Origin of the sequence: Propionivibrio sp., assembly GCF_049316945.1 — a bacterium.
In the GTDB taxonomy this organism is placed as follows: domain Bacteria; phylum Pseudomonadota; class Gammaproteobacteria; order Burkholderiales; family Rhodocyclaceae; genus Propionivibrio.
The window spans coordinates 19874-38007 of record NZ_JBMOJE010000022.1 but is presented as its reverse complement, the minus strand read 5'-3'; the positions used below and the strand labels follow the sequence as shown (position 1 = coordinate 38007).

The window sequence follows — 18134 nt, the reverse complement described above, 5'->3', positions numbered from 1 at the left end:
TCTGTCCCCGATTGTTCCCTGCGGTGCACCACCCAAGGCCAGAAGAGGCGATCCCCCCGCCAAGCGAAGCGACGGAGAACGAAAACCCAAGCCAGCCGCACGCAAGAACAGGCCTGCAAGGCGCATGAAACGGCGACCTACAAAGGTGGCAGGCGGAGAACCAATAAACACGGGCGTTGCAGCCCGATGCTGATTGAAGAAGCTGAAAAGAGAAACAAGCAAGAACATGAGTACCGTAAGGGCTAACGTAGAAGTCACCGGCGCTGCGCGGCTTTATCGCGCAGCGTCCGTGTGGACTGCCGGGTTATGCCGCCGTGCCATATTTGGCAGCCGGTTCAAGCAGCATGTATTGCGTTTGGCTTTCTTTACGCTCTGTAGAAATGGCATTGAAGTTTGTGACCAAAGCTTCAATAACAGGGTTTCTATTTTCTTCTTTGCCACCAACGTGATAAAAGTGTTCTCGTGTAAGAACGCTATGCTCTGACCAAAGGCTCTTCACATACTCGTTTTCGCGATAATCATTGTGATGCCATGTTGACAGAATGAATCTACCGCTGAAACTGGAGAGTTTATTAAAAAGCTCCCGCTCGTGAGAGTCACCCCACCCATTGTAGTAATCAACATGCCTACCGATATATGGTGGGTCGCAGTAGATAACGTCGGCTGAGGTTGCCTCTTCAATGGTCTTATTAAAGTCCTGGCACTTGAAGGTGAACTCTTTAGTCTTAATGAGTTTGCTCACCCAGCTGACTTGGTTGGTAATCTTCGTTATGTATGCCTGCGCAAATCGCTGAGGCTTTCGGCAAAACGGGATATTGAAGCCACCCTTTCGATTGAATCGAATCATGCCATTGAAGCCAGCACGATTTATAAACAAGAAGTCAAGTGGCGAGTGCTCTGAATTAAATCGCTCTCTTACAAAGTAATAGTGATCTTCGCCCTTGGATAGCAGAACTTCCCCTTCGCGGGTAAGAAATTCCTTAACTACCTCCGGCGTTATTTGACCAGACGCTATGCCGGCGTAGAAGTTCACAAGGTGGGGGTTTGTGTCGCACAAAATGGCTCGGCGTGGCGCAATATTGAAAGCCACGGCCCCTGTGCCCATGAATGGTTCAATCCACGTGCCATTGAAGTCGCTCGGAACTATGCTTTGTATCCACGGGACTAGTTTTGTTTTTATGCCTTGCGACTTAATCGGCGGGACACCCACTTTCGTAATCATTCCTCGCTATTCCTTTTGTCTACGACCAAAGAAACGTCGCCATTCTTGTACGCAACGAATTCTCGAAGATTAGAAATCTTCTTCGTAGCACCGTTTTCGTCTTGGACTGTGATCTTTTTGTAATTCATCCAATATTCGTCAAACCAATGCTCGCCAAGCTTTGAGAACATGCCCCTGCCGCTGACTATGTCGGCAATGTTGTTGATGCTGCCGATGTTGGCTGTGTTTCCGCTTCCACCTTTGTCGCTTGCGATTTTCCATTTTTCTGTAACAAAGAAGTGGAAATTACTTGCTACGGATGCTATGGAATGCAGCTCTTCAATCTTGTGGGCTTTTGTTTCATCAATGGTTGCTCCGACCGCTCTGTCATAGATGATGCCGAGGCAGAAATGGCCGGAATATGAACCGTAAGGGAACTGAATATTCTTGGTGCTTGTTCTGTTCTCAAAATAGGCGCCATGTGAGCCGAGTGTAAATCCATTGCACAAGTGCGGCTTCTTGGGATTTCTGTATGTGGTCTTGAAGTCAACGGCGAACCTGATGGACTCGTCACTAGCTTTTACAAACGATATATCGGGGTAGTAATTCTGATGCGTAGCAAGAACGACTTTGTATTCGTTGGCTTGTGCAAACGCGAGGATCTGTGGGAAAAGATGAATCTCAAGAATCTTTGACACAATCTTGGTATCCGATGAGATCGTATAGACATTCTCGAAAATATCAACAAATCCTTTGACGGTCCATTGGCCGTCTTTCGTACTGACATGACCTTTTAGTTCTGTCACGAACTCAACGAGTTTTCTTGAAAAGCTCTCTTTTTCGGTCATTGTGTCGCTGCCCTGAATTTAGTTAATGGGACATGTTACAGGCTCCGGCACCAGAGAGGAACTGGCGTAGTTGCTGCAGAACAATCGGGGACAGACTCCAATTAAACAGTAACAACCAAAAGGGCTCAGCTTCGAATTCTTTTTGTGCGAACTAAAGGGGGCAACTTCGCATTCTTTTTGGAGCAGCCATGCCACAACGGTCACGCATTAAAGCCCGGTAGGGTGCGCAAATTCTTTTCTTTGCGCACGCGGAATCCCTTGCGTAAATTGAGGTGCTTGATCCGCCTGAAGGTGCGCAACGCTTCGCGTTTCACACCCTACAAAATCGCGCACGGGCACATGGCGGCGATGTGTTGATAGCTCGGCAGGGTTCGCCGGAGAGCAAACGCTGCGCACTACAACTGTTGAGCTGAAAGAAACAGGGGCACGGTTTTCAGAGTCGAAATAGGCGGGTAAGCCGGGACGGATCACGGATTTCAAGCCACTGCCCTGTAGCCCGCATCAATAGGCTATCTTCAGGCAGTCTGCCATGGAAGCCGCATGCTTGTTTGTTCCTGGCGCATGCCTTTTCAAGGTGCCCGTATTCATTGGCTTGTAGGCCGTCTATCGGCCATCGCCTATCACTGAGCCTCCGAAATCAATAGGGTCAGAATCGAATGATCCTGGTGGTAAGCGAAAGGAGAGGTCGATGAAGTCTGATCCCATCGATTTACTCCAGCGATTTACACTTCTCTGGCCAATATTACATATCCCTTGAGATCATTTAAACTACATTATATGCATAAGGAGTCATACAAGATCATTTGAATTGATGGCACATTACTGATCTTGTATGCTTACACAAGCTGGATTTAGTCTATTAAAGATCGTACAGGATAAATTATGGATATTATCGAGCTAGGCCAAACCTTCCGCGCGGCCCGCATCGAGCGCCGGCTGACCCAGCAGGATGTCGCTAAACAGGCGGGTGTTAGCGTTCCCACGGTGTCTCGGTTTGAACGCGGCGATCTGCTCGAAATGGGGGTTGTGAAACTCCTGACTCTGTTTAACCTGGTCGGTCTGGAACTCTATCCGAGGATCTTGGGGCATTCACGTACGCTCGATGATATTCAACGCGAACGAATCAACAGTGCGGCACCACTCGGACTCAGCGTGGGGCAAGAGCGGTACTTCGAGCAAGGTAAGCAAAGCTCCCAGCGCGTCCGCCACTCCAGAAAGGAGAAGGCGATTGGCTGAACCCGTTAGTCTTGACGTCTATGTCGGCGAATCACGAGTAGGCGTCCTTGGCGCTAACCCGGAAGGCCTTTTTATCTTCACGTACCTGCCGGAGACTCCGCCGGAACTCCTCGTGTCACTGACCATGCCCGTCCGAGCGGAAAGCTACAAGTGGGGCCGGGGCGGGCTGCATCCGTACTTTCGGATGAACCTCCCGGAAGGCGCCAAGAAGGACCTGATTCGCCAACGGCTCGGCGCATTGGCCCAAGTGACCGATATCGGCCTACTCGCCTTCACCGGACAACGCACAATCGGCAGGGTTAGCTGCGTACCCCAAGGGCAGCCCTTGGCCAGCATCCTGGATAATCTTCAAGTCGCGACGCTGCTGGCCAGCCCGAACTCGCGGGAGCTACTCCTGCAGCACCTTGAAGCCGGTGTGACTGAGGGCGTGTCCGGGGTCATGCCCAAGCTGCTCCGGGGTGACAAGACCACGATGACCACTGAAGAATACATCGTCAAAACGGGCCGCCCGGATTTGCCCGGCCTGTCCATCAATGAATACCTGTGCCTGCGTGCCGCCGCGCGTGCAGGATTGGTCGTACCCGAAACCTTTCTCTCAGACGATGGCGAAGTCTTGGCGATCCGCCGGTTCGACCGGCCTGCCGCCGGGCCGACCCTGGGTGTCGAGGATTTCTGCTCGCTCCAGGGCAACGATCCAGAATCGAAATACGACGGTTCGCTGGAAAACATCGCAGCGCGGCTGAAGGATTACGTTCCCCCGAAGCACTTCTTTGAAAACGCGACCCGCCTGTTCAAGCTGCTCCTGCTGAACTACGCCATCCATAACGCCGATGCACACCTGAAGAATTTCGCGCTGACCTATACCTCGCTGGCCGATGTGGCGCTGGCGCCGGTTTACGACATTTTGACAGTGACCGCCTTTCCCACGTACGCAACGAACATCCCCGGGCTGACCCTGGAAGGCAAGAAGGTCTGGGCATGCGGGAAAAGCCTGCACAAATACGCCGCCCAGCGCCTGCAACTCTCGCCAACCGTGCGTGCCGACGCCCTTTACCGCGTGACCGATGCGCTTCAAAACACATTCAAGGATATCCAGGTGTATGCCGAGAAATACCCGTTCTTCCGGCCTGCCGCGAAACGCATGATGGACGAATGGGAAAAAGGGATCGCCGGGATCCAGCCGACCGCCAGCGCACGTGTGCTACCGCCTGGAGATGTTAGGGCTTTGCTGGGCATGTCGAATTTGGAACCGGAGCATAAGGAATCCAACGCTTACAAGAACCCGGACGGAGCGTTCTCTCACAAGGCGCGGTAAGGTCGCCGGCTACTCAGCGTGCAACGAAAGCTGTATCAGTGGAGTCAGGCTAATCCCGCCGAAAGAAATTGCGAAGTGTGGAATTGGGTAACAGATCTGCGTAGCAGCATCGCATTCGTTTCAGCGAAAATGAATGCGATGCTGACCCCATTAGCCGCAGACGTGACTGGTTAGCCTGCTCCGGCAAACAAGCCGGCGCGGGCATGTTCGCTGACCGCGCGCGCGGCCGGGTGAGTCAGACGCCGTTCCGGCGAAATCAGGAAGAAGCGTTCGCGGATGTCCTCGGTCGCGCCGACTTGCTCGACCCGGTAGTGCGCCACAACATCTCGCAGGCTCGCGATGGCGACGGGAAACAGGCCGGCCCCGCCCTCACCGAACGCCTTCATCAGGGCACTGTCGTCGAACTCGCCGACGACTCGCATCCGGATACCTTGCCGATCCAGCCAGCGCGGCAGGGCACCATGCAACGCGCTGTCCTTGCCGGGCAACAGCAGCGGTTCGCCTTCCAGACTCGCGGGGAATTGGCCTTTCAGTTTCTTGGCAAGCGCGGGTGATGCCATAAAGGCGACCGCTGATTCTCCCAGCGGGTGGCTATAGCCCTTGATCTCGGTCCCTGGCGGCATCGGGCGATCGGCCAGCACCATGTCGAGGCGATGGATCGCCATATCGGCCAGCAGGCGTTCGAGCCGGTCTTCCTGACAGATCAAGCGTACTGTCTCCGGCAGTTCCAGAACCGGCGCAAGGAGGCGATGGGCGACAAACTTGGGAACCACATCGGCAATGCCGACACGAAATGTGACGAAGCGCTCCTCGCCACCATGGCGCAGGATGTCCTCCAGTTCCGCACCCGTCTGGAAAATTTCCTCGGCGTAGGACAAGGCCAGCTTTCCCGCCGGGGTCAGCTCCATCCGGCGCCCGGTGCGGTTGAAAAGGGCCACGCCGATCCGTTCCTCGAACTTCGAAATCTGGCCGGACAGGGTCTGTGGCGCCAGATGCAGGCGCTCGGATGCCCGGATAACGCCGCCCTCGCGTGCAACGCTGACGAAGTAATGCAGATGTTTGTAATTCAACACAAGGCCATTCCTTTATTCGTTATTTTCGATCATATCGCTAATTATTATCTGTTTGTATCGAATGATGAGAATCCCCATAATCATATTGACTTGTTACGAATGGGGAATCAAATGCAAATCCAGATCCATGCCGACGACTTTGACCTGACCGAAGGCTTGCGCGACCACGTCGCCAAGCGACTGGCGTATGCCCTGAATCATGGCCTCGATATCGTCTCGCGCGTCGTGATACGCCTTTCGGATGTCAATGGCCCCCGAGGCGGCGTCGACAAACGCTGTGCTATTGAAGTTCGTCTGAAAGGCGCTTCCGCGATTGCCATCCGCGACACCCAGGCCGATCTTTACGTCGCCATTGATCGGGCCGCAGAACGTGCCGGTCGCACTCTGGACCGCCGTGTCGCCCGGCGTCACCAACTGGCCACCCGGCAGGCCACCCCTGACCACTCGAATCCTTTCCCGGAGGGAGAGCCATGAGCAAGGGCGGTTTGCTGGTCCTGGCTTCCCAGTTTGCCCCGCGTTTCTTCCAGATTCGTCGCGGCACCTGGTTAGCCATTGCGGTCGGCCTGATGGTGCTGCTTGCCATCTTTGCCTGGGCCGTGCTGGCCGCATTCGGGTGGCTGTGGGGCCAAGGCAAATCGCTCACCGAGGGCGCACCGGAGGCGGTGCGCGTCATCGCAGCACAGGTCGAACAGGCCGTCCCCCGCACGCGCGAGGCGCTCGGCGACCTGGTGCCAGCGCTCAAGTCCGAGCCGCCGCCACGCGACGTATCGGGCACAGACATTGGCCCCGTGACGCGCTATCCCGGCCTGGCACGCTCGCACTGGCAGCGCGACGGCCGCGAGATCACGGTGAGCTACGAGGGTCGCGCCGACTACATTACGGTGCTCGATCATTACGCCAAGGGCTTCGCCACGCAGGGCTACGCACAGAGCGTGATGTCGGCCACGCCCGAGGCCGAGGCACACGACTATCGCAAGGGCGACGAGCGGGTGCGCTTCGAAATCACGCGGCTAGCGCAAGGCAAGATCAAGGCGACGATCATCGCCATCCAGCCATGACCAACTTTTCAAGAAAATACACATGACACCTGAGGAACAGAAAGCCATTCTCGCCATTGCCCTCCATGCCGCCTTCGCCGATGGTGCGAATGATGAGCGCGAGCGTGAGGAAGTGCGACGCGTCGCCGAGAGCCTGGCCAACGAGAACGGCACCGCCGATCTGACCGGCCTGTATCAGGACGTGTTGCTCAAGCGCCTGCCGCTGGCCGCCATTGCGGCGATGCTAACCGATACCGGCCAGCGCCAGTTTGCCTATGAAATGGCGCTCTGCGTCTGCGAGGTTGACGGGCGATTGGCCGACGGCGAGCGACGCTTCCTCGACGAACTGAAGCGCCTGCTTGCACTGCCGGCGATGGAGACCGATCTGATCGAGGGCGAAGTCGACGCGCTGGTCGACCAGACCGAATTCGTGCTGCCGCAGCCTGCAACCACATCCGCGCCCGCAATCCTGTCGGCAGTTTCAGTTGCCGGGCAGGACAAGTCCATCCTCAATTACGCGCTGCTGACCGGCGCACTGGAGTTGCTGCCGCAATCCTGGGCCTCGATGGCCATCATCCCGCTGCAGATCAAGATGGTCTATGGCATCGGCCAGGCACACGGGGTGGCGCTCGATCAGGGCCACGTCAAGGAGTTCATCGCGGCTGCCGGGGTCGGCCTGACTTCGCAGTATCTGGAGCAATTCGGCCGCAAGTTGTTGGGCGGCCTGCTCGGCAAGGCGGCCGGCAAGACCTTCGGCAAGCTTGGCGGCGCGGCGACCGGCATGGCCTTCTCCTTTGCCACTACCTATGCGCTCGGCCAGGCCGCCAAACGCTATTACGCCGGCGGACGAACGATGAACACAGCCCTGCTGCGCGAAACCTTCCAGAGCCTGCTCGGCCCAGCCAGGCAAATGCAGGCCCAGTACCTGCCACAGATCCAACAGAAGGCCGCCACGCTCGACGCCGGCCAGATCATGGCGCTCGTGCGCGCCTGAAGAAATACCTATGAACGCCGTCACCGACAGCTTCGCCACCGGCCCGATGTGGGCCGGCTTTATCGTCTTCGTGCTAGCCATGCTGGCGCTCGACCTGTTCGTCTTCGGCGGGCGCAAGTCGCACAAGGTGTCCGTCAAGGAGGCCCTGGCCTGGGTAATCGCCTGGACCTGCCTGGCGCTCGCTTTCGCTGGTCTGCTCTGGTGGTACCTCAACGGCACCCAGGGATCGGAGGTGGCGCAAAAGAAGACACTCGAATTCCTCGCCGGCTACCTGATCGAACAGTCGCTGTCGGTCGATAACATGTTCGTCTTCGTCATGATCTTCGGCTACTTCGCCGTACCACCCGAATTGCAGCGCCGCGTGCTGCTCTACGGCGTGCTTGGCGCCATAGTCATGCGCGCCGGCATGATCCTCGCCGGGGTTTGGCTGGTCGGCCAGTTTGCCTGGATTCTCTATGTCTTCGGCGCCTTCCTGGTCATCACCGGCATCAAGATGCTGATCTTCGCCGAGGCCCAGCCCGACCTCGAGCAGAACCCGCTGCTGCGCTGGCTGCGCAGCCACCTTCGCATCACGCCGAACTTCCACGGAGAATCCTTCTTCGTGCGCCAGAACGGCATCCTCTGGGCCACGCCGATGTTCCTGGTGCTGGTCTTTATCGAGGCCAGCGACGTGGTGTTCGCGGTGGACAGCATCCCGGCGATCTTCGCCGTGACGACCGACCCGTTCATCGTCTTCACCTCGAACATTTTCGCCATCATGGGATTGCGCGCCCTTTACTTCCTGCTTGCCGACATGGCGGATCGATTCCACCTGCTCAAGTATGGCCTGGCCATCGTGCTGGTGTTCATAGGCGGCAAGATGCTCGTCATGCCCTGGTTCCACATGCCGATCCAGTGGTCGCTGTCCATCGTCGGCAGCATCATCCTGGTGTCGGTCGTGGCCAGTCTTGCCCTGTCGAAACCCCGTTCTGTCGTCGCTGGAGAAGAGGCATGAGCCATTCACCCGATCTACCCGTCCCCATTTCTTCCGAGCGCGACAATGACGGCCGCCTGGTCGGTCTCGCCTTCGACAGTGTGCCAGCGCTGGCGAGGCCAGAAGTGAATCCCTGGCTGGTCGCGGTCGACAGCTCGGACAATGCACTGCGCGCTGTCGCCCATGCCGTGCAGCAGGCCGGTGAAATGAACGCCTGCGCCCTGCATCTCGTGCATGTGCAGCCGTGGCTTTCCAAGGAAGCGGCCGAGGCGGAACTGGCACACCGCGCCTGGCTTGCCAGCGAACGGGCGCGCGGGCTGCTCGACGCAAAAGGGTACCCCTGGCGGCTGCATGCTGTGATGGGCGACGTTGCCGAGGGCATTTTGCACCTGGCCCAGCAACTTCGTTGCAGCGGCATCGTCATCGGCAGTCGCGGCCTCGGTGTCACGGAAGGCCTGTTGTTTGGTTCAGTGACCAGCAAACTTATGCATCTGGGCGGACCACCACTGGCGGTGGTTCCATGAATAATCCCGTCCCGCCCGCCGCTCCGGCGAGGAGAGCGATTTTTGCTAGACCGCCTTGTAGCGCAGTTGTTTTATCAGCGCCGACTTTCTAGAACCCTTTTCTTCAACCACAGGAGACTGCAATGAACAATCCGAAAATCAAGGCCATCGCCCTGCCGCACGGTGGCGTCGAATCCGTTCTCGCCACCAACAAGGTGATCCGCAACACTTATCTGTTGCTTTCGGTGACGCTGTTGTTCGCCGCCGCCACCGCCGCCACGTCGGTGGCGCTGAAACTGCCGCATCCCGGACTGATCGTCACGCTGGCCGGATATTTCGGCCTGCTGTTCGCCGTGCATAAACTCAAGGACAGCGGCTGGGGGATTCTCTCCGTATTCGCCCTGACCGGTTTCATGGGCTACACGCTGGGCCCCATCATCAGTCGCTATCTCGGCCTGCCCAACGGCGGCGAGATAGTCATGCAGGCGATGGGTGCCACGGCCACGATTTTCGTCGGGCTTTCAGCCTACGCGGTGACGACGAAGAAGGACTTCAGCTTCATGGGCGGCTTCCTGATGGTCGGTATCCTGCTCGCTTTCCTCGCGGGTCTGGCGGCGATCTTCTTCGAGATTCCGGCGCTGTCGCTCACCGTCTCGGCCGCTTTTGTGCTGCTGATGTCCGGCCTGATCCTCTACGAAACCAGCAACATCATCCACGGCGGCGAGACCAACTACGTTCTGGCGACGGTGACGCTGTTCGTCTCGATCTTCAATCTCTTCACCAGCCTGCTGCATCTTCTCGGTTTCATGAGCGGGGATGATTGATGCCGATGCCTCCCTTAATGCAGCGTTTCCGGGCATGGGCGCCAAGCCGCGAGGAGCTTGAAGCCAATCGCTGGCTCAGCACGCTGGCACCTCACCTTGCCGATCCCAAGCTGTGGCACTGGTCCCGCCGCGGTGTCGCTGCCGGCGTGGCGATCGGCCTGTTCATCGGGCTGGCGATTCCCGTCGCCCAGATCCTGCTCGCCGCGGCCGCGGCAGTCTTCCTGCGCGCCAACGTCGCGGTCGCCGCTGCCGGGACGCTGGTAACCAACCCGCTGACTGTCCCGCCCATCTACTACGCCGCGTATCAGTTGGGCGCCTGGGCGACGGGAACACCCGTTCCGGCGGTCTTCTCATTCACCGATCCCGCCAGCATCTGGGAAAACCTGGGAACGATTGGCCTGCCGCTGTTCACAGGCTTGGGAATCACGGCAACGGTCGCCGCCCTCGCCAGCTATCTGCTGATCTCCCAGGCATGGATCTGGGGCGTCTTTGCGAAACGGCGCCTGGGTCGAGCATCCGCGCAGGCAGAACTCGATCGGCCTGCGCGCTGAAATCCGCGAACTGAAAGCGCTGCTGCCGACTACCCCCGTATCGCCATACTGAACTGTAACGCCAAGGAGAACCCATGAAACGCATATTCCTCTTCCTCGCCACCAACATGGCTATCGTGCTGGTGCTGTCCGTCAGCATGCACCTCCTGGGCGTTGAACCCCACCTCAACGCCAACGGCCTGAATCTCACCTCGCTGCTGATCTTCGCCGCGGTCATGGGCTTCGGCGGTTCCTTCATTTCGCTGGCCATCTCCAAGTGGTCGGCAAAGAGGGCGATGGGCGTACAGGTGATCGAAACGCCGGCGAACTCGACCGAATTCTGGCTGGTCGAAACAGTGCGCAAATACTCGACCGCAGCGGGCATAAAGATGCCCGAGGTCGGCATTTTCGACACGCCCGAGGTCAACGCCTTCGCCACCGGCATGAGCAAGAACAGCTCGCTGGTAGCCGTCTCCAGCGGTCTGTTGCAGCAGATGTCCAAAAGCGAAGCCGAGGCCGTCATCGGTCACGAAATCGCCCACGTCGCCAACGGCGACATGGTGACGCTGGCGCTGATTCAGGGCGTGGTGAACACCTTCGTCATAATCCTCTCGCGCGTCATCGGCCACCTGGTGGATCGCATCGTATTCAAGACCGAGCGCGGCCAGGGGCCGGCCTTCTTCGTCACCATGATCGTCGCCCAACTGGTGCTGGGCGTGCTGGCCTCGATCATTGTCATGTACTTCTCGCGCCAGCGCGAATTCCGCGCTGACCGGGGCGGCGCCGGCTTCGCCGGGCGCCAGAACATGATCGCCGCGCTGCAACGGCTGAACTCGCTGCATCCCGCGCCCCTGCCGGAAAAGCTGGCTGCCTTCGGCATCAGTGGCGGTGGCGGTGCTGGCATCAAGCGCCTGTTCATGACGCATCCACCGCTGGAAGAACGTATCGCGGCTCTGAAGGCGGAACAGTGATCGTACGCACCGTCATGGATGAATCAAGGAAATGACAGCGCGACGAAAACGCATCGCCCTGATCCTTGGCGGACTGGTCACGCTGTCGTTCGCCACGGCGCTGGTAGCCAACGCCCTGAACAGCAGCATCGCGTTCTTCTACACGCCTACCCAGGTGGCGGCGGACGAGGCGCCCAGGAACAAGGCATTCCGCATCGGCGGCATGGTGAAGGAAGGCAGCATCCGTCGCGAAGGCGATGGTCTGACCATCCAGTTTATCGTCACCGACACGTCCAAAGAGGTTCCCGTCGCCTACAAGGGCATCCTTCCCGATCTTTTCAAGGAAGGCAAGGGCGCCGTCGTCCAGGGTCGAATCGAAGGCGATGGCCGTTTCGTGGCCAGCGAAGTACTGGCCAAACACGACGAGAACTACATGCCGCCCGAAGCGCAGCACGCCATCGACGCAGCGCAAAAGACCTCGCCGCAAACCAGGTAGCGCCCAACCCACAAGACATTTTCATCCAACCATGCATCGAGAAAACGCCGCACCATGAAAGACATTGCCAACTTCATCGCCGGTTTCCGGCGCTTCCAGGAAAAATACTTCAGCGAGGACCGCGAACTGTTCGACCAACTGCGGCAGGGACAACGCCCCAAAGCCGCGATCATCGCCTGCGCCGATTCCCGTGTTGATCCGGCCCTGTTGACGGGCGCGGAACCGGGCGACGTATTCGTGGTGCGCAACGTGGCCAATCTGGTGCCGCCCTACGAGCCGGGCGGCGGCTTCGCCAGCGTGCCGGCGGCGCTGGAATTCGCCGTGCTGTCGCTCGCCGTCGAGCACGTCATCGTGCTCGGTCACGCCCAGTGCGGTGGTATCCATGCCTTGATGAACGGCACCGGTCCGGGCGGCGAGTTCATCGGCAAGTGGGTCGGTATCGCACAACGCGCACGCGAGCGTGTGCTCGTCGATCTGCCGGCCAAATCGCCCGCCCTGCAGGCACGGGCTTGCGAGCAGGCGGCCATCCTCGTCTCGCTGGAAAACCTGATGACTTATCCCTGGATCGCCGAGCGCGTGACGACGGGTGCCATGCATCTGCACGGTTGGTATTTCGACATCGCGGAAGGCGAGCTATTGAGCTACTACCCGGCGCGCAAAGGTTTCGAGCCGATCGGGAGTGATGCGGCTGGAATATAGCGTAGTGCGTGACATTTCCGCCAACGACCTCAAGGGCGCCAATGCGCACCGCCGCCGACTACGCGGTCCAGGCCTTGCCCATCATCTTCAGGAACGACGCGGTGGCAAGATGAAGCACAAACTACACATCGCCCCACTATCTGGAAACGCATCGAGCGAATGCCGTCAGGGAGCAACGTTGCCATGAACTTGAAAGCCTTGTTGCTTTTGCAACCCGGATTCATGATTCGATCGGGCATTCTTGTCTTGTGCATTCTAAGCACGCTGCTGGTGGGCTATCTGCACACCCTGACCGGCATGGCTTTCGAGTTCCACGTTTTCTTCATTCTGCCAGTCCTTGTTGTCAGTTGGTTTAACGGAAAGCGGCTTGGGTATGGGGTGGCGGTGCTGGCTGCTCTCGATTGGTTCATCGCCGACCGATTATTGGCAGGCGATCAGGCAGATGTCGTTCCCTTGATCTTCAATACGGCCATGCGCCTTGCCATCTTCATTCTGGGCGCATGGGTGATCGGTGGAGTGCGTCATGTCCTGCTGCGGGAGTCGCGCATAGCGCGCGAGGATGCCCTGACGCAACTGCCCAACCGCAGGGAGTTCCATGAGCGCGGGCTGCAGGCGTTTGCACAGGCGCAACGGCAGGGTGCATCTTTCACTGCGGTTTTCATCGACCTCGATCGGTTCAAGGAGGTCAATGACACGCTGGGGCATGACATCGGCGATGCGCTACTTACGGTGGTCGCCAGAATTATTCGCGAACAGGTCCGGATCAGCGATATTCCTGGTCGTCTGGGTGGAGATGAGTTCGCTCTCCTGCTGCCGAACATGGGTGCCCAGGCAGCCTCCGGCTACGTTGAAAAACTGCACAATCGCTTGCTCGCGGCAATGAGAGAAAACGGCTGGCAGGTAACCTTCAGCATTGGCGTTGCCAGCTACAAAGTCGCACCACAGGATTTCGACTTGTTGCTCAAGCAAGCGGATACATTGATGTATGAGGTCAAGAACAATGGTCGCGATCGTGTCCAGCAGCAGGAATTTTGAGAGGGGACTGGCGACGGCTGGTTGCGGTGCCGGCTGCGGCAGTCATCGCAGTCATTGTATTGCGCGGCCTGCGCGAACTGCATTTCACCGGCGAAGTGGTGGCCACCTGCGCGGAGTTCGACGGTACTCCCATGAAAACGCTGGGTGCCCCGATCATTCTTTACCCTATGCGCAACGCCGTCGACTACGCGGTTGATGCCCTGACTGCGATCATCAGGAACAACCAGACGGTATCATGAGTCACACCTGCAACAAAGTACCTACAACGCTAATAATCATGAGCTCGTAAGCCCTATGGATCATCTGGTTCAAATCATCCTGCTGTTGGCAGTGAGTGTGATGGTGATGATCGCCTTCCAGCGGCTGCATATCCCCTCCAGCCTCGGTTACCTGCTGGTCGGCCTGATCCTTGGACCCCACACCGCCGGACCGACCGTGAATGTTCCGGAATTCAAGGTATTGGCCGAGTTCGGTGTGGTCTTCCTGCTGTTCTCGATCGGGCTCAACTACTCGCTGCCGCAACTGCATGCGATGCGTCACCAGATTCTCGGCTTGGGTACCGCGCAGGTTGCACTGACCACGTCTGCCGTGGCTGCATTGCTCTGGCTGGCTGGCCTGAGCCCGACGCAGGCCTTCGTCATCGGCACCGTCTTCGCGCAATCCTCGTCCACCATCATCGCCCGGCAACTCGCCGAACAGGGCGAGGACACAACCCCGCACGGTCGGCTCGGCCTCGCCATTTCGGTATTCCAGGATGTCACGGCCGTGCCGTTCCTGATCCTGATTCCCGTGCTGGGCGCCGCTACGGGGATGAACGCGCTCGCCGGAGAACTCGGCTGGGCCTTGGCCAAGGCCGTGCTGGCGTTCGCCCTGGTCTTCTATGCCGTGCGTTGGGCCATGCGCCCGCTCTTCCGCCTGGTCGCCGAGCGCCGTTCCGCCGAATTGTTCACCCTCACGGTCTTGCTGGTGGTGCTGGCAGCCGCCTGGACGACCAATAGCCTGGGCTTGTCGCTGGCGTTTGGTGCCTTTCTGGCGGGCATGATGCTCGGCGAGACCGAGTTCCGTCATCAGGTGGAATCCAGCATCCGTCCATTTCGCGACGTGCTTCTCGGTCTGTTCTTCGTCGGCATCGGCATGCTGATCGACCCAAGTACGCTGCCCCGCATCTGGCACTGGGCATTGCTGGGTGCCCTGCTGCTGCTGTCAAGCAAGATCGTGGTCGTCACCCTGATCGTCCGCCACAGCGGCATGGACACGCTCGGAGCCTGGCGAACCGCCCTGCTGCTGGCGGTGGGAGGCGAGTTTGGCTTCGCGCTGCTCGCCATCGCGCTCGAGTCCAGCGTGATCGAGCCGGAAGTCGGCCAGATCGTGCTGACCGCCGTTCTGTTCTCGATGATCGCGGGCGTCCTGCTGATCCGTTACAACCAGGCGATTGCCGCCCGCCTGACCAGGCCGCCCGCCGAGACTCCCCCGCTGGCGGACCGGGTGGCCAGCCTGCCAGTGCCTCAGGTACTGATCGGCGGCTACGGCCGGGTCGGCCACACCATCGCCGTACTGCTGAAATCGAGCGACGTCGATTTCGTAGCTTTCGACACCGATCCGAAGCGGGTAGATCAAGGGCAGGCCGACGGGCATGCCGTGCTCTACGGCGACATTGCTGATGCGGAACTGCTGGCAGCGGCCCGGGCGGAGCGCGCCAGCCTGGCCATCATCACCGTCGACAGCCATGCCGTCGCACTACGGACGGTAGCCGCGTTGCGCCAGCATTGCCCGCAGGTGCCGGTGATCGCACGCGCCCGCGACCTCCAAGCCAGTTCGGCCCTCATCGAAGCCGGCGCAATCCATGCCTATCCCGAGGCCATTGAATCCAGCCTGCGTCTCGGTGCGACTGCCTTGCGGATGTTACGGATTCCCACCGTCGATATCGACCAGATGCTGCAAGACATACGCGAAATGGACTACCAGCCCGTGATTGAAACCCATGTGAAGGAGGATGCCAAATGACCAGCGCCCAGACGATCCTCGTCGCCACCGATCTTTCCGCTCCGGCCCGCCATGCCGTCGAACGCGCCTTTTACCAGGCCGCCAGCACTGACAGCGAACTCTGCATCCTGCATGCAATGGAGCTCGATGCCCTCGACAGCCTGCGCGAGATGCTGGGGGACGACGTGTTCGCGGTGAAGGCGGCTTTGAAAAACGATGCCCATACGCGCATCGATCAGTTGACTGGCGATGCTGCGATCCATCGTGGTGTTGCGGCGCGGGCGCGCGTAGCCGAGGGGAACCCGCTGGCCACAATCGCTGCCGAGGCCGACGCGCTGGATGCGCATCTGGTGGTGCTCGGTGCCCGCGGCGAGTCCTTCTTGCGTCACGCTTTGCTCGGATCGACAGCGGCTCGCCTGCTGCGCAAGTCTTCGTCGCGACCGGTGCTGGTGGTGAAGCAAGCGCCGCATGAGGCCTATCGCAGCGTCCTGGTTACCGTGGATTTCTCACCGGTGTCGCTGCAGGCCATCCGTTTGGCGAGGTATTGGGCGCCCAATGCCGATTTGGTCTTGTTGCATGCTTTTGAACTGCCCTACGAGGGCAAGCTGACGTTTGCCGGGGTCGACGAGCAGGTGATCCGCCAGTACGTCACCCGCGAGGGCGATGTTCGGCGAAAACGTCTCCACGATGTGGCGGCTGTCGCCGGACTGAGGGCGGTGGAATACTCGGCGCGGATCGTCCACGGCGATCCGGCGCAGCAGATCATCGCCATGGAGCAGGAGGTCGATGCCGACCTGATTGTCATCGGCAAGCACGGCTCGCATATTGCCGAGGAATTGCTCCTCGGCAGTGTGACCAAGCATGCGCTGGCGGAATCGCAATGCGATGTCCTGGTCATCTGCGACCCGCGCCAGGCGCCTGACCAATCGCCATGACCGATCTGGCACTCCTCCTGGGCGCCGTGCTGCTGGCAGCCGCGGGCGGCGAGGCCTTCCTCAAGTCCATCCTCGGAGCGGCAGTCCATCTGCGCGTACCGAAGGCAGTGGTGGCAACCACACTGGCGGCCTTCGCCACCTCCAGCCCGGAACTTACCGTTTCAACCGTCGCCGCGCTTGCCGGCCAGCCGGAAATTGGTCTGGGTGATGCGCTGGGGAGCAACGTTGTCAACATCGCGCTGATCTTCGGTCTCGCCTTGCTGTATGGATCCGTCCAGACCACACGGCAAGATTTCGGGCGCGATTTCACCCTTGCCCTCGCAGTCCCCGCACTGACCTTTGCCCTCATTTTCGACGGTCGGATCGAACGTGCCGAGGCATTACTGCTGCTGGCTGTATTCCTCGTCTGGCTGGCGTGGACGGTGCACCGCGCCCTGCGAAACAGATCAAGTGCGGTAAATGTCGAAGCCAGCGAATTGTCGACAGGAGCCAGCTTGCTGCTCGGTGTACTCGGTCTCGGCGCGCTGATCGCGGCGGGTCGCCTGTTTGTCAGCGGGGCAACGGGCATCGCCGCCGCCTTTGCCGTCGACACCTACGTCATCGGGGTGGTGCTGGTAGCAATCGGCACATCCCTGCCTGAAATGGTGACGGTAATACTGTCGCGACTGCGCGGCCACGACGATGTCGGCGTCGGCACATTGATCGGCAGCAACTTATTCAACGGGCTGGCCATCGTTGGCATCACCGGCACGATACATCCGATCGCCGCACCCGTGAACGAGGTGGCACTGACACTCGCCGGCGGCATCATCGCGCTGCTGCTACTGCTGCCCAACCGCAGCGGCCTGATCGCGCGTGGCCGCGGTTTCCTGCTGTTGATGCTCTATGTCGCCTTTGTCTGGGCGACACTCACCTCCTGAAGTCGATCACCAAGCCTGTTCATCCTGATACTGCCTGGCAAGCTCACTCCACTGCCAAAGTCCTGCGTCAGATCGAGTCAGACACATCCCGTGGCCTGACGACGGACGTAGCGCAACAACGCCCTGGCAGCCAAGGATCCAATCGGCTCGCCGAAAGCCACACCGTCCCGCTTAGGAACGGCTACGAAATAACTTCCCGATTTTATCTTCTCAGGAAGTTGGTAATTACTGATGTACCAATTTCAAATTAGCCTGAAGCCCGTGGATGCGCTGCGCTTATCCACCCTACAATTAACTTGGTATGCTTGAATTTTCGCGATCCCTCATATTTGTTGATATCGCAATCCAGCAGGTCACAATTCGAATGTTAGAAAAGAGGAAGTTATTTCGTAAGCATTCCTCAGAGGGCGTTAACAAATCGGGACCGGCCTGCGACGGGCGTCAATAGGCGATCCTGGCTTGGCATGTTCCAAGAAGCCCATGAACAGCGGCTTCCACGGCACCCTTGTTCAAGAGGTCCATTCTGTGGGCTGCGCAGGCCGGTTCCTTACCGCTGAGCATCAAAGGAATCAAAGGTTTCAG

At 59.1% G+C, this 18134-nt stretch carries 22 protein-coding genes; 18 read left to right on the top strand and 4 right to left on the bottom strand.

The window, feature by feature from the left end; translation table 11 throughout:
* Positions 1-304 precede the first annotated feature (304 nt).
* Positions 305-1222, bottom strand: a complete 918-nt coding sequence (locus ACOYNV_RS07375; protein ID WP_422899106.1) for a Dam family site-specific DNA-(adenine-N6)-methyltransferase — start codon at positions 1220-1222, stop codon at positions 305-307.
* The gene (locus tag ACOYNV_RS07370) at positions 1219-2049 is read right to left on the bottom strand and encodes an EcoRV family type II restriction endonuclease (RefSeq protein WP_422899105.1); all 831 of its coding nucleotides are present in this window, start codon (positions 2047-2049) and stop codon (positions 1219-1221) included. The genes ACOYNV_RS07375 and ACOYNV_RS07370 overlap by 4 nt, the downstream gene beginning before the upstream one ends.
* Before the next feature lie 882 nt (positions 2050-2931).
* Between ACOYNV_RS07370 and ACOYNV_RS07365 the strand changes: the two genes are divergently transcribed.
* Both ACOYNV_RS07365 and ACOYNV_RS07360 read left to right on the top strand, forming a co-directional pair.
* On the top strand, positions 2932-3285 hold the full coding sequence (locus tag ACOYNV_RS07365) for a helix-turn-helix domain-containing protein (RefSeq protein ID WP_422899104.1): 354 nt from the start codon (positions 2932-2934) through the stop codon (positions 3283-3285).
* Positions 3278-4600, top strand: coding sequence for a type II toxin-antitoxin system HipA family toxin (locus tag ACOYNV_RS07360; RefSeq protein ID WP_422899103.1), 1323 nt, complete (start codon positions 3278-3280; stop codon positions 4598-4600). The genes ACOYNV_RS07365 and ACOYNV_RS07360 overlap by 8 nt, the downstream gene beginning before the upstream one ends.
* 170 nt (positions 4601-4770) lie before the next feature.
* Here ACOYNV_RS07360 and nhaR read toward each other — a convergent pair whose 3' ends face one another.
* Positions 4771-5673 (bottom strand): transcriptional activator NhaR, encoded by a 903-nt coding sequence (gene nhaR / locus ACOYNV_RS07355; RefSeq protein WP_422899102.1) that lies wholly within the window; start codon positions 5671-5673, stop codon positions 4771-4773.
* Positions 5674-5784: 111 nt separating this feature from the next.
* On the opposite strand from nhaR, the gene ACOYNV_RS07350 reads away from it, so the two are divergent.
* From ACOYNV_RS07350 to ACOYNV_RS07295, 12 genes are all read left to right on the top strand, one after another.
* Positions 5785-6147 carry an HPF/RaiA family ribosome-associated protein gene (locus tag ACOYNV_RS07350; protein WP_422899101.1) on the top strand — a complete coding sequence of 121 codons (363 nt, stop codon included), beginning with the start codon at positions 5785-5787 and terminating at the stop codon, positions 6145-6147.
* Positions 6144-6731 (top strand): hypothetical protein, encoded by a 588-nt coding sequence (locus ACOYNV_RS07345; protein ID WP_422899100.1) that lies wholly within the window; start codon positions 6144-6146, stop codon positions 6729-6731. Before ACOYNV_RS07350 ends, ACOYNV_RS07345 begins: the two co-directional genes overlap by 4 nt.
* Before the next feature lie 22 nt (positions 6732-6753).
* Positions 6754-7704, top strand: coding sequence for a YcjF family protein (locus ACOYNV_RS07340; RefSeq protein ID WP_422899099.1), 951 nt, complete (start codon positions 6754-6756; stop codon positions 7702-7704).
* A gap of 10 nt (positions 7705-7714) precedes the next feature.
* Complete coding sequence (locus tag ACOYNV_RS07335) at positions 7715-8698, top strand: TerC family protein (protein ID WP_422899098.1); 984 nt, start codon at positions 7715-7717, stop codon at positions 8696-8698.
* Positions 8695-9201 (top strand): universal stress protein, encoded by a 507-nt coding sequence (locus ACOYNV_RS07330; RefSeq protein WP_422899097.1) that lies wholly within the window; start codon positions 8695-8697, stop codon positions 9199-9201. The genes ACOYNV_RS07335 and ACOYNV_RS07330 overlap by 4 nt, the downstream gene beginning before the upstream one ends.
* Before the next feature lie 122 nt (positions 9202-9323).
* Positions 9324-10004, top strand: a complete 681-nt coding sequence (locus ACOYNV_RS07325) for a Bax inhibitor-1/YccA family protein (protein ID WP_422899096.1) — start codon at positions 9324-9326, stop codon at positions 10002-10004.
* A complete protein-coding gene (locus ACOYNV_RS07320; RefSeq protein ID WP_422899121.1) occupies positions 10004-10555 on the top strand; it encodes a DUF2062 domain-containing protein in 552 nt (183 codons plus the stop codon). Before ACOYNV_RS07325 ends, ACOYNV_RS07320 begins: the two co-directional genes overlap by 1 nt.
* Before the next feature lie 74 nt (positions 10556-10629).
* Positions 10630-11505, top strand: coding sequence for a protease HtpX (gene htpX, locus ACOYNV_RS07315; protein ID WP_422899095.1), 876 nt, complete (start codon positions 10630-10632; stop codon positions 11503-11505).
* Between the two features lie 31 nt (positions 11506-11536).
* Positions 11537-11980 (top strand): cytochrome c maturation protein CcmE, encoded by a 444-nt coding sequence (ccmE, locus tag ACOYNV_RS07310; protein ID WP_422899094.1) that lies wholly within the window; start codon positions 11537-11539, stop codon positions 11978-11980.
* 54 nt (positions 11981-12034) lie between these two features.
* The gene (locus tag ACOYNV_RS07305; protein WP_422899093.1) at positions 12035-12679 is read left to right on the top strand and encodes a carbonic anhydrase; all 645 of its coding nucleotides are present in this window, start codon (positions 12035-12037) and stop codon (positions 12677-12679) included.
* 183 nt (positions 12680-12862) lie between these two features.
* Positions 12863-13714: a GGDEF domain-containing protein gene (locus ACOYNV_RS07300; protein ID WP_422899092.1), complete on the top strand. Its 852-nt coding sequence runs from the start codon at positions 12863-12865 to the stop codon at positions 13712-13714.
* Positions 13711-13953: a hypothetical protein gene (locus ACOYNV_RS07295; RefSeq protein WP_422899091.1), complete on the top strand. Its 243-nt coding sequence runs from the start codon at positions 13711-13713 to the stop codon at positions 13951-13953. Before ACOYNV_RS07300 ends, ACOYNV_RS07295 begins: the two co-directional genes overlap by 4 nt.
* Position 13954: 1 nt before the next feature.
* On the opposite strand, the gene ACOYNV_RS07290 is transcribed toward ACOYNV_RS07295, so the two are convergent.
* Entirely contained in the window at positions 13955-14083 is a 129-nt protein-coding gene (locus ACOYNV_RS07290; RefSeq protein ID WP_422899123.1) for a hypothetical protein, read from the bottom strand.
* Between ACOYNV_RS07290 and ACOYNV_RS07285 the strand changes: the two genes are divergently transcribed.
* Genes ACOYNV_RS07285 through ACOYNV_RS07270 form a run of 4 tightly spaced genes read left to right on the top strand, consistent with a single transcriptional unit; the run spans position 14054 to position 17803 of the window.
* Positions 14054-15718, top strand: a complete 1665-nt coding sequence (locus tag ACOYNV_RS07285) for a cation:proton antiporter (protein ID WP_422899120.1) — start codon at positions 14054-14056, stop codon at positions 15716-15718. The genes ACOYNV_RS07290 and ACOYNV_RS07285 overlap by 30 nt on opposite strands.
* Positions 15715-16632 (top strand): universal stress protein, encoded by a 918-nt coding sequence (locus ACOYNV_RS07280; protein ID WP_422899090.1) that lies wholly within the window; start codon positions 15715-15717, stop codon positions 16630-16632. The genes ACOYNV_RS07285 and ACOYNV_RS07280 overlap by 4 nt, the downstream gene beginning before the upstream one ends.
* The gene (locus tag ACOYNV_RS07275) at positions 16629-17552 is read left to right on the top strand and encodes a sodium:calcium antiporter (protein WP_422899089.1); all 924 of its coding nucleotides are present in this window, start codon (positions 16629-16631) and stop codon (positions 17550-17552) included. Before ACOYNV_RS07280 ends, ACOYNV_RS07275 begins: the two co-directional genes overlap by 4 nt.
* A complete protein-coding gene (locus ACOYNV_RS07270; protein WP_422899119.1) occupies positions 17531-17803 on the top strand; it encodes a cation-transporting P-type ATPase in 273 nt (90 codons plus the stop codon). Before ACOYNV_RS07275 ends, ACOYNV_RS07270 begins: the two co-directional genes overlap by 22 nt.
* The last annotated feature ends 331 nt before the right edge of the window (positions 17804-18134 follow it).

What these genes read in the sequence shown, in the direction of transcription:
- ACOYNV_RS07375 (WP_422899106.1), bottom strand. Translation starts at nt 1,222, where the DNA reads ATGATTACGAAAGTGGGTGTCCCGCCGATTAAGTCGCAAGGCATAAAA.
- ACOYNV_RS07370 (WP_422899105.1), bottom strand. Translation starts at nt 2,049, where the DNA reads ATGACCGAAAAAGAGAGCTTTTCAAGAAAACTCGTTGAGTTCGTGACA.
- ACOYNV_RS07365 (WP_422899104.1), top strand. Translation starts at nt 2,932, where the DNA reads ATGGATATTATCGAGCTAGGCCAAACCTTCCGCGCGGCCCGCATCGAG.
- ACOYNV_RS07350 (WP_422899101.1), top strand. Translation starts at nt 5,785, where the DNA reads ATGCAAATCCAGATCCATGCCGACGACTTTGACCTGACCGAAGGCTTG.
- ACOYNV_RS07345 (WP_422899100.1), top strand. Translation starts at nt 6,144, where the DNA reads ATGAGCAAGGGCGGTTTGCTGGTCCTGGCTTCCCAGTTTGCCCCGCGT.
- ACOYNV_RS07340 (WP_422899099.1), top strand. Translation starts at nt 6,754, where the DNA reads ATGACACCTGAGGAACAGAAAGCCATTCTCGCCATTGCCCTCCATGCC.
- ACOYNV_RS07335 (WP_422899098.1), top strand. Translation starts at nt 7,715, where the DNA reads ATGAACGCCGTCACCGACAGCTTCGCCACCGGCCCGATGTGGGCCGGC.
- ACOYNV_RS07330 (WP_422899097.1), top strand. Translation starts at nt 8,695, where the DNA reads ATGAGCCATTCACCCGATCTACCCGTCCCCATTTCTTCCGAGCGCGAC.
- ACOYNV_RS07325 (WP_422899096.1), top strand. Translation starts at nt 9,324, where the DNA reads ATGAACAATCCGAAAATCAAGGCCATCGCCCTGCCGCACGGTGGCGTC.
- ACOYNV_RS07320 (WP_422899121.1), top strand. Translation starts at nt 10,004, where the DNA reads ATGCCGATGCCTCCCTTAATGCAGCGTTTCCGGGCATGGGCGCCAAGC.
- htpX (WP_422899095.1), top strand. Translation starts at nt 10,630, where the DNA reads ATGAAACGCATATTCCTCTTCCTCGCCACCAACATGGCTATCGTGCTG.
- ccmE (WP_422899094.1), top strand. Translation starts at nt 11,537, where the DNA reads ATGACAGCGCGACGAAAACGCATCGCCCTGATCCTTGGCGGACTGGTC.
- ACOYNV_RS07305 (WP_422899093.1), top strand. Translation starts at nt 12,035, where the DNA reads ATGAAAGACATTGCCAACTTCATCGCCGGTTTCCGGCGCTTCCAGGAA.
- ACOYNV_RS07300 (WP_422899092.1), top strand. Translation starts at nt 12,863, where the DNA reads ATGAACTTGAAAGCCTTGTTGCTTTTGCAACCCGGATTCATGATTCGA.
- ACOYNV_RS07285 (WP_422899120.1), top strand. Translation starts at nt 14,054, where the DNA reads ATGGTGATGATCGCCTTCCAGCGGCTGCATATCCCCTCCAGCCTCGGT.
- ACOYNV_RS07290 (WP_422899123.1), bottom strand. Translation starts at nt 14,083, where the DNA reads ATGCAGCCGCTGGAAGGCGATCATCACCATCACACTCACTGCCAACAG.
- ACOYNV_RS07280 (WP_422899090.1), top strand. Translation starts at nt 15,715, where the DNA reads ATGACCAGCGCCCAGACGATCCTCGTCGCCACCGATCTTTCCGCTCCG.
- ACOYNV_RS07275 (WP_422899089.1), top strand. Translation starts at nt 16,629, where the DNA reads ATGACCGATCTGGCACTCCTCCTGGGCGCCGTGCTGCTGGCAGCCGCG.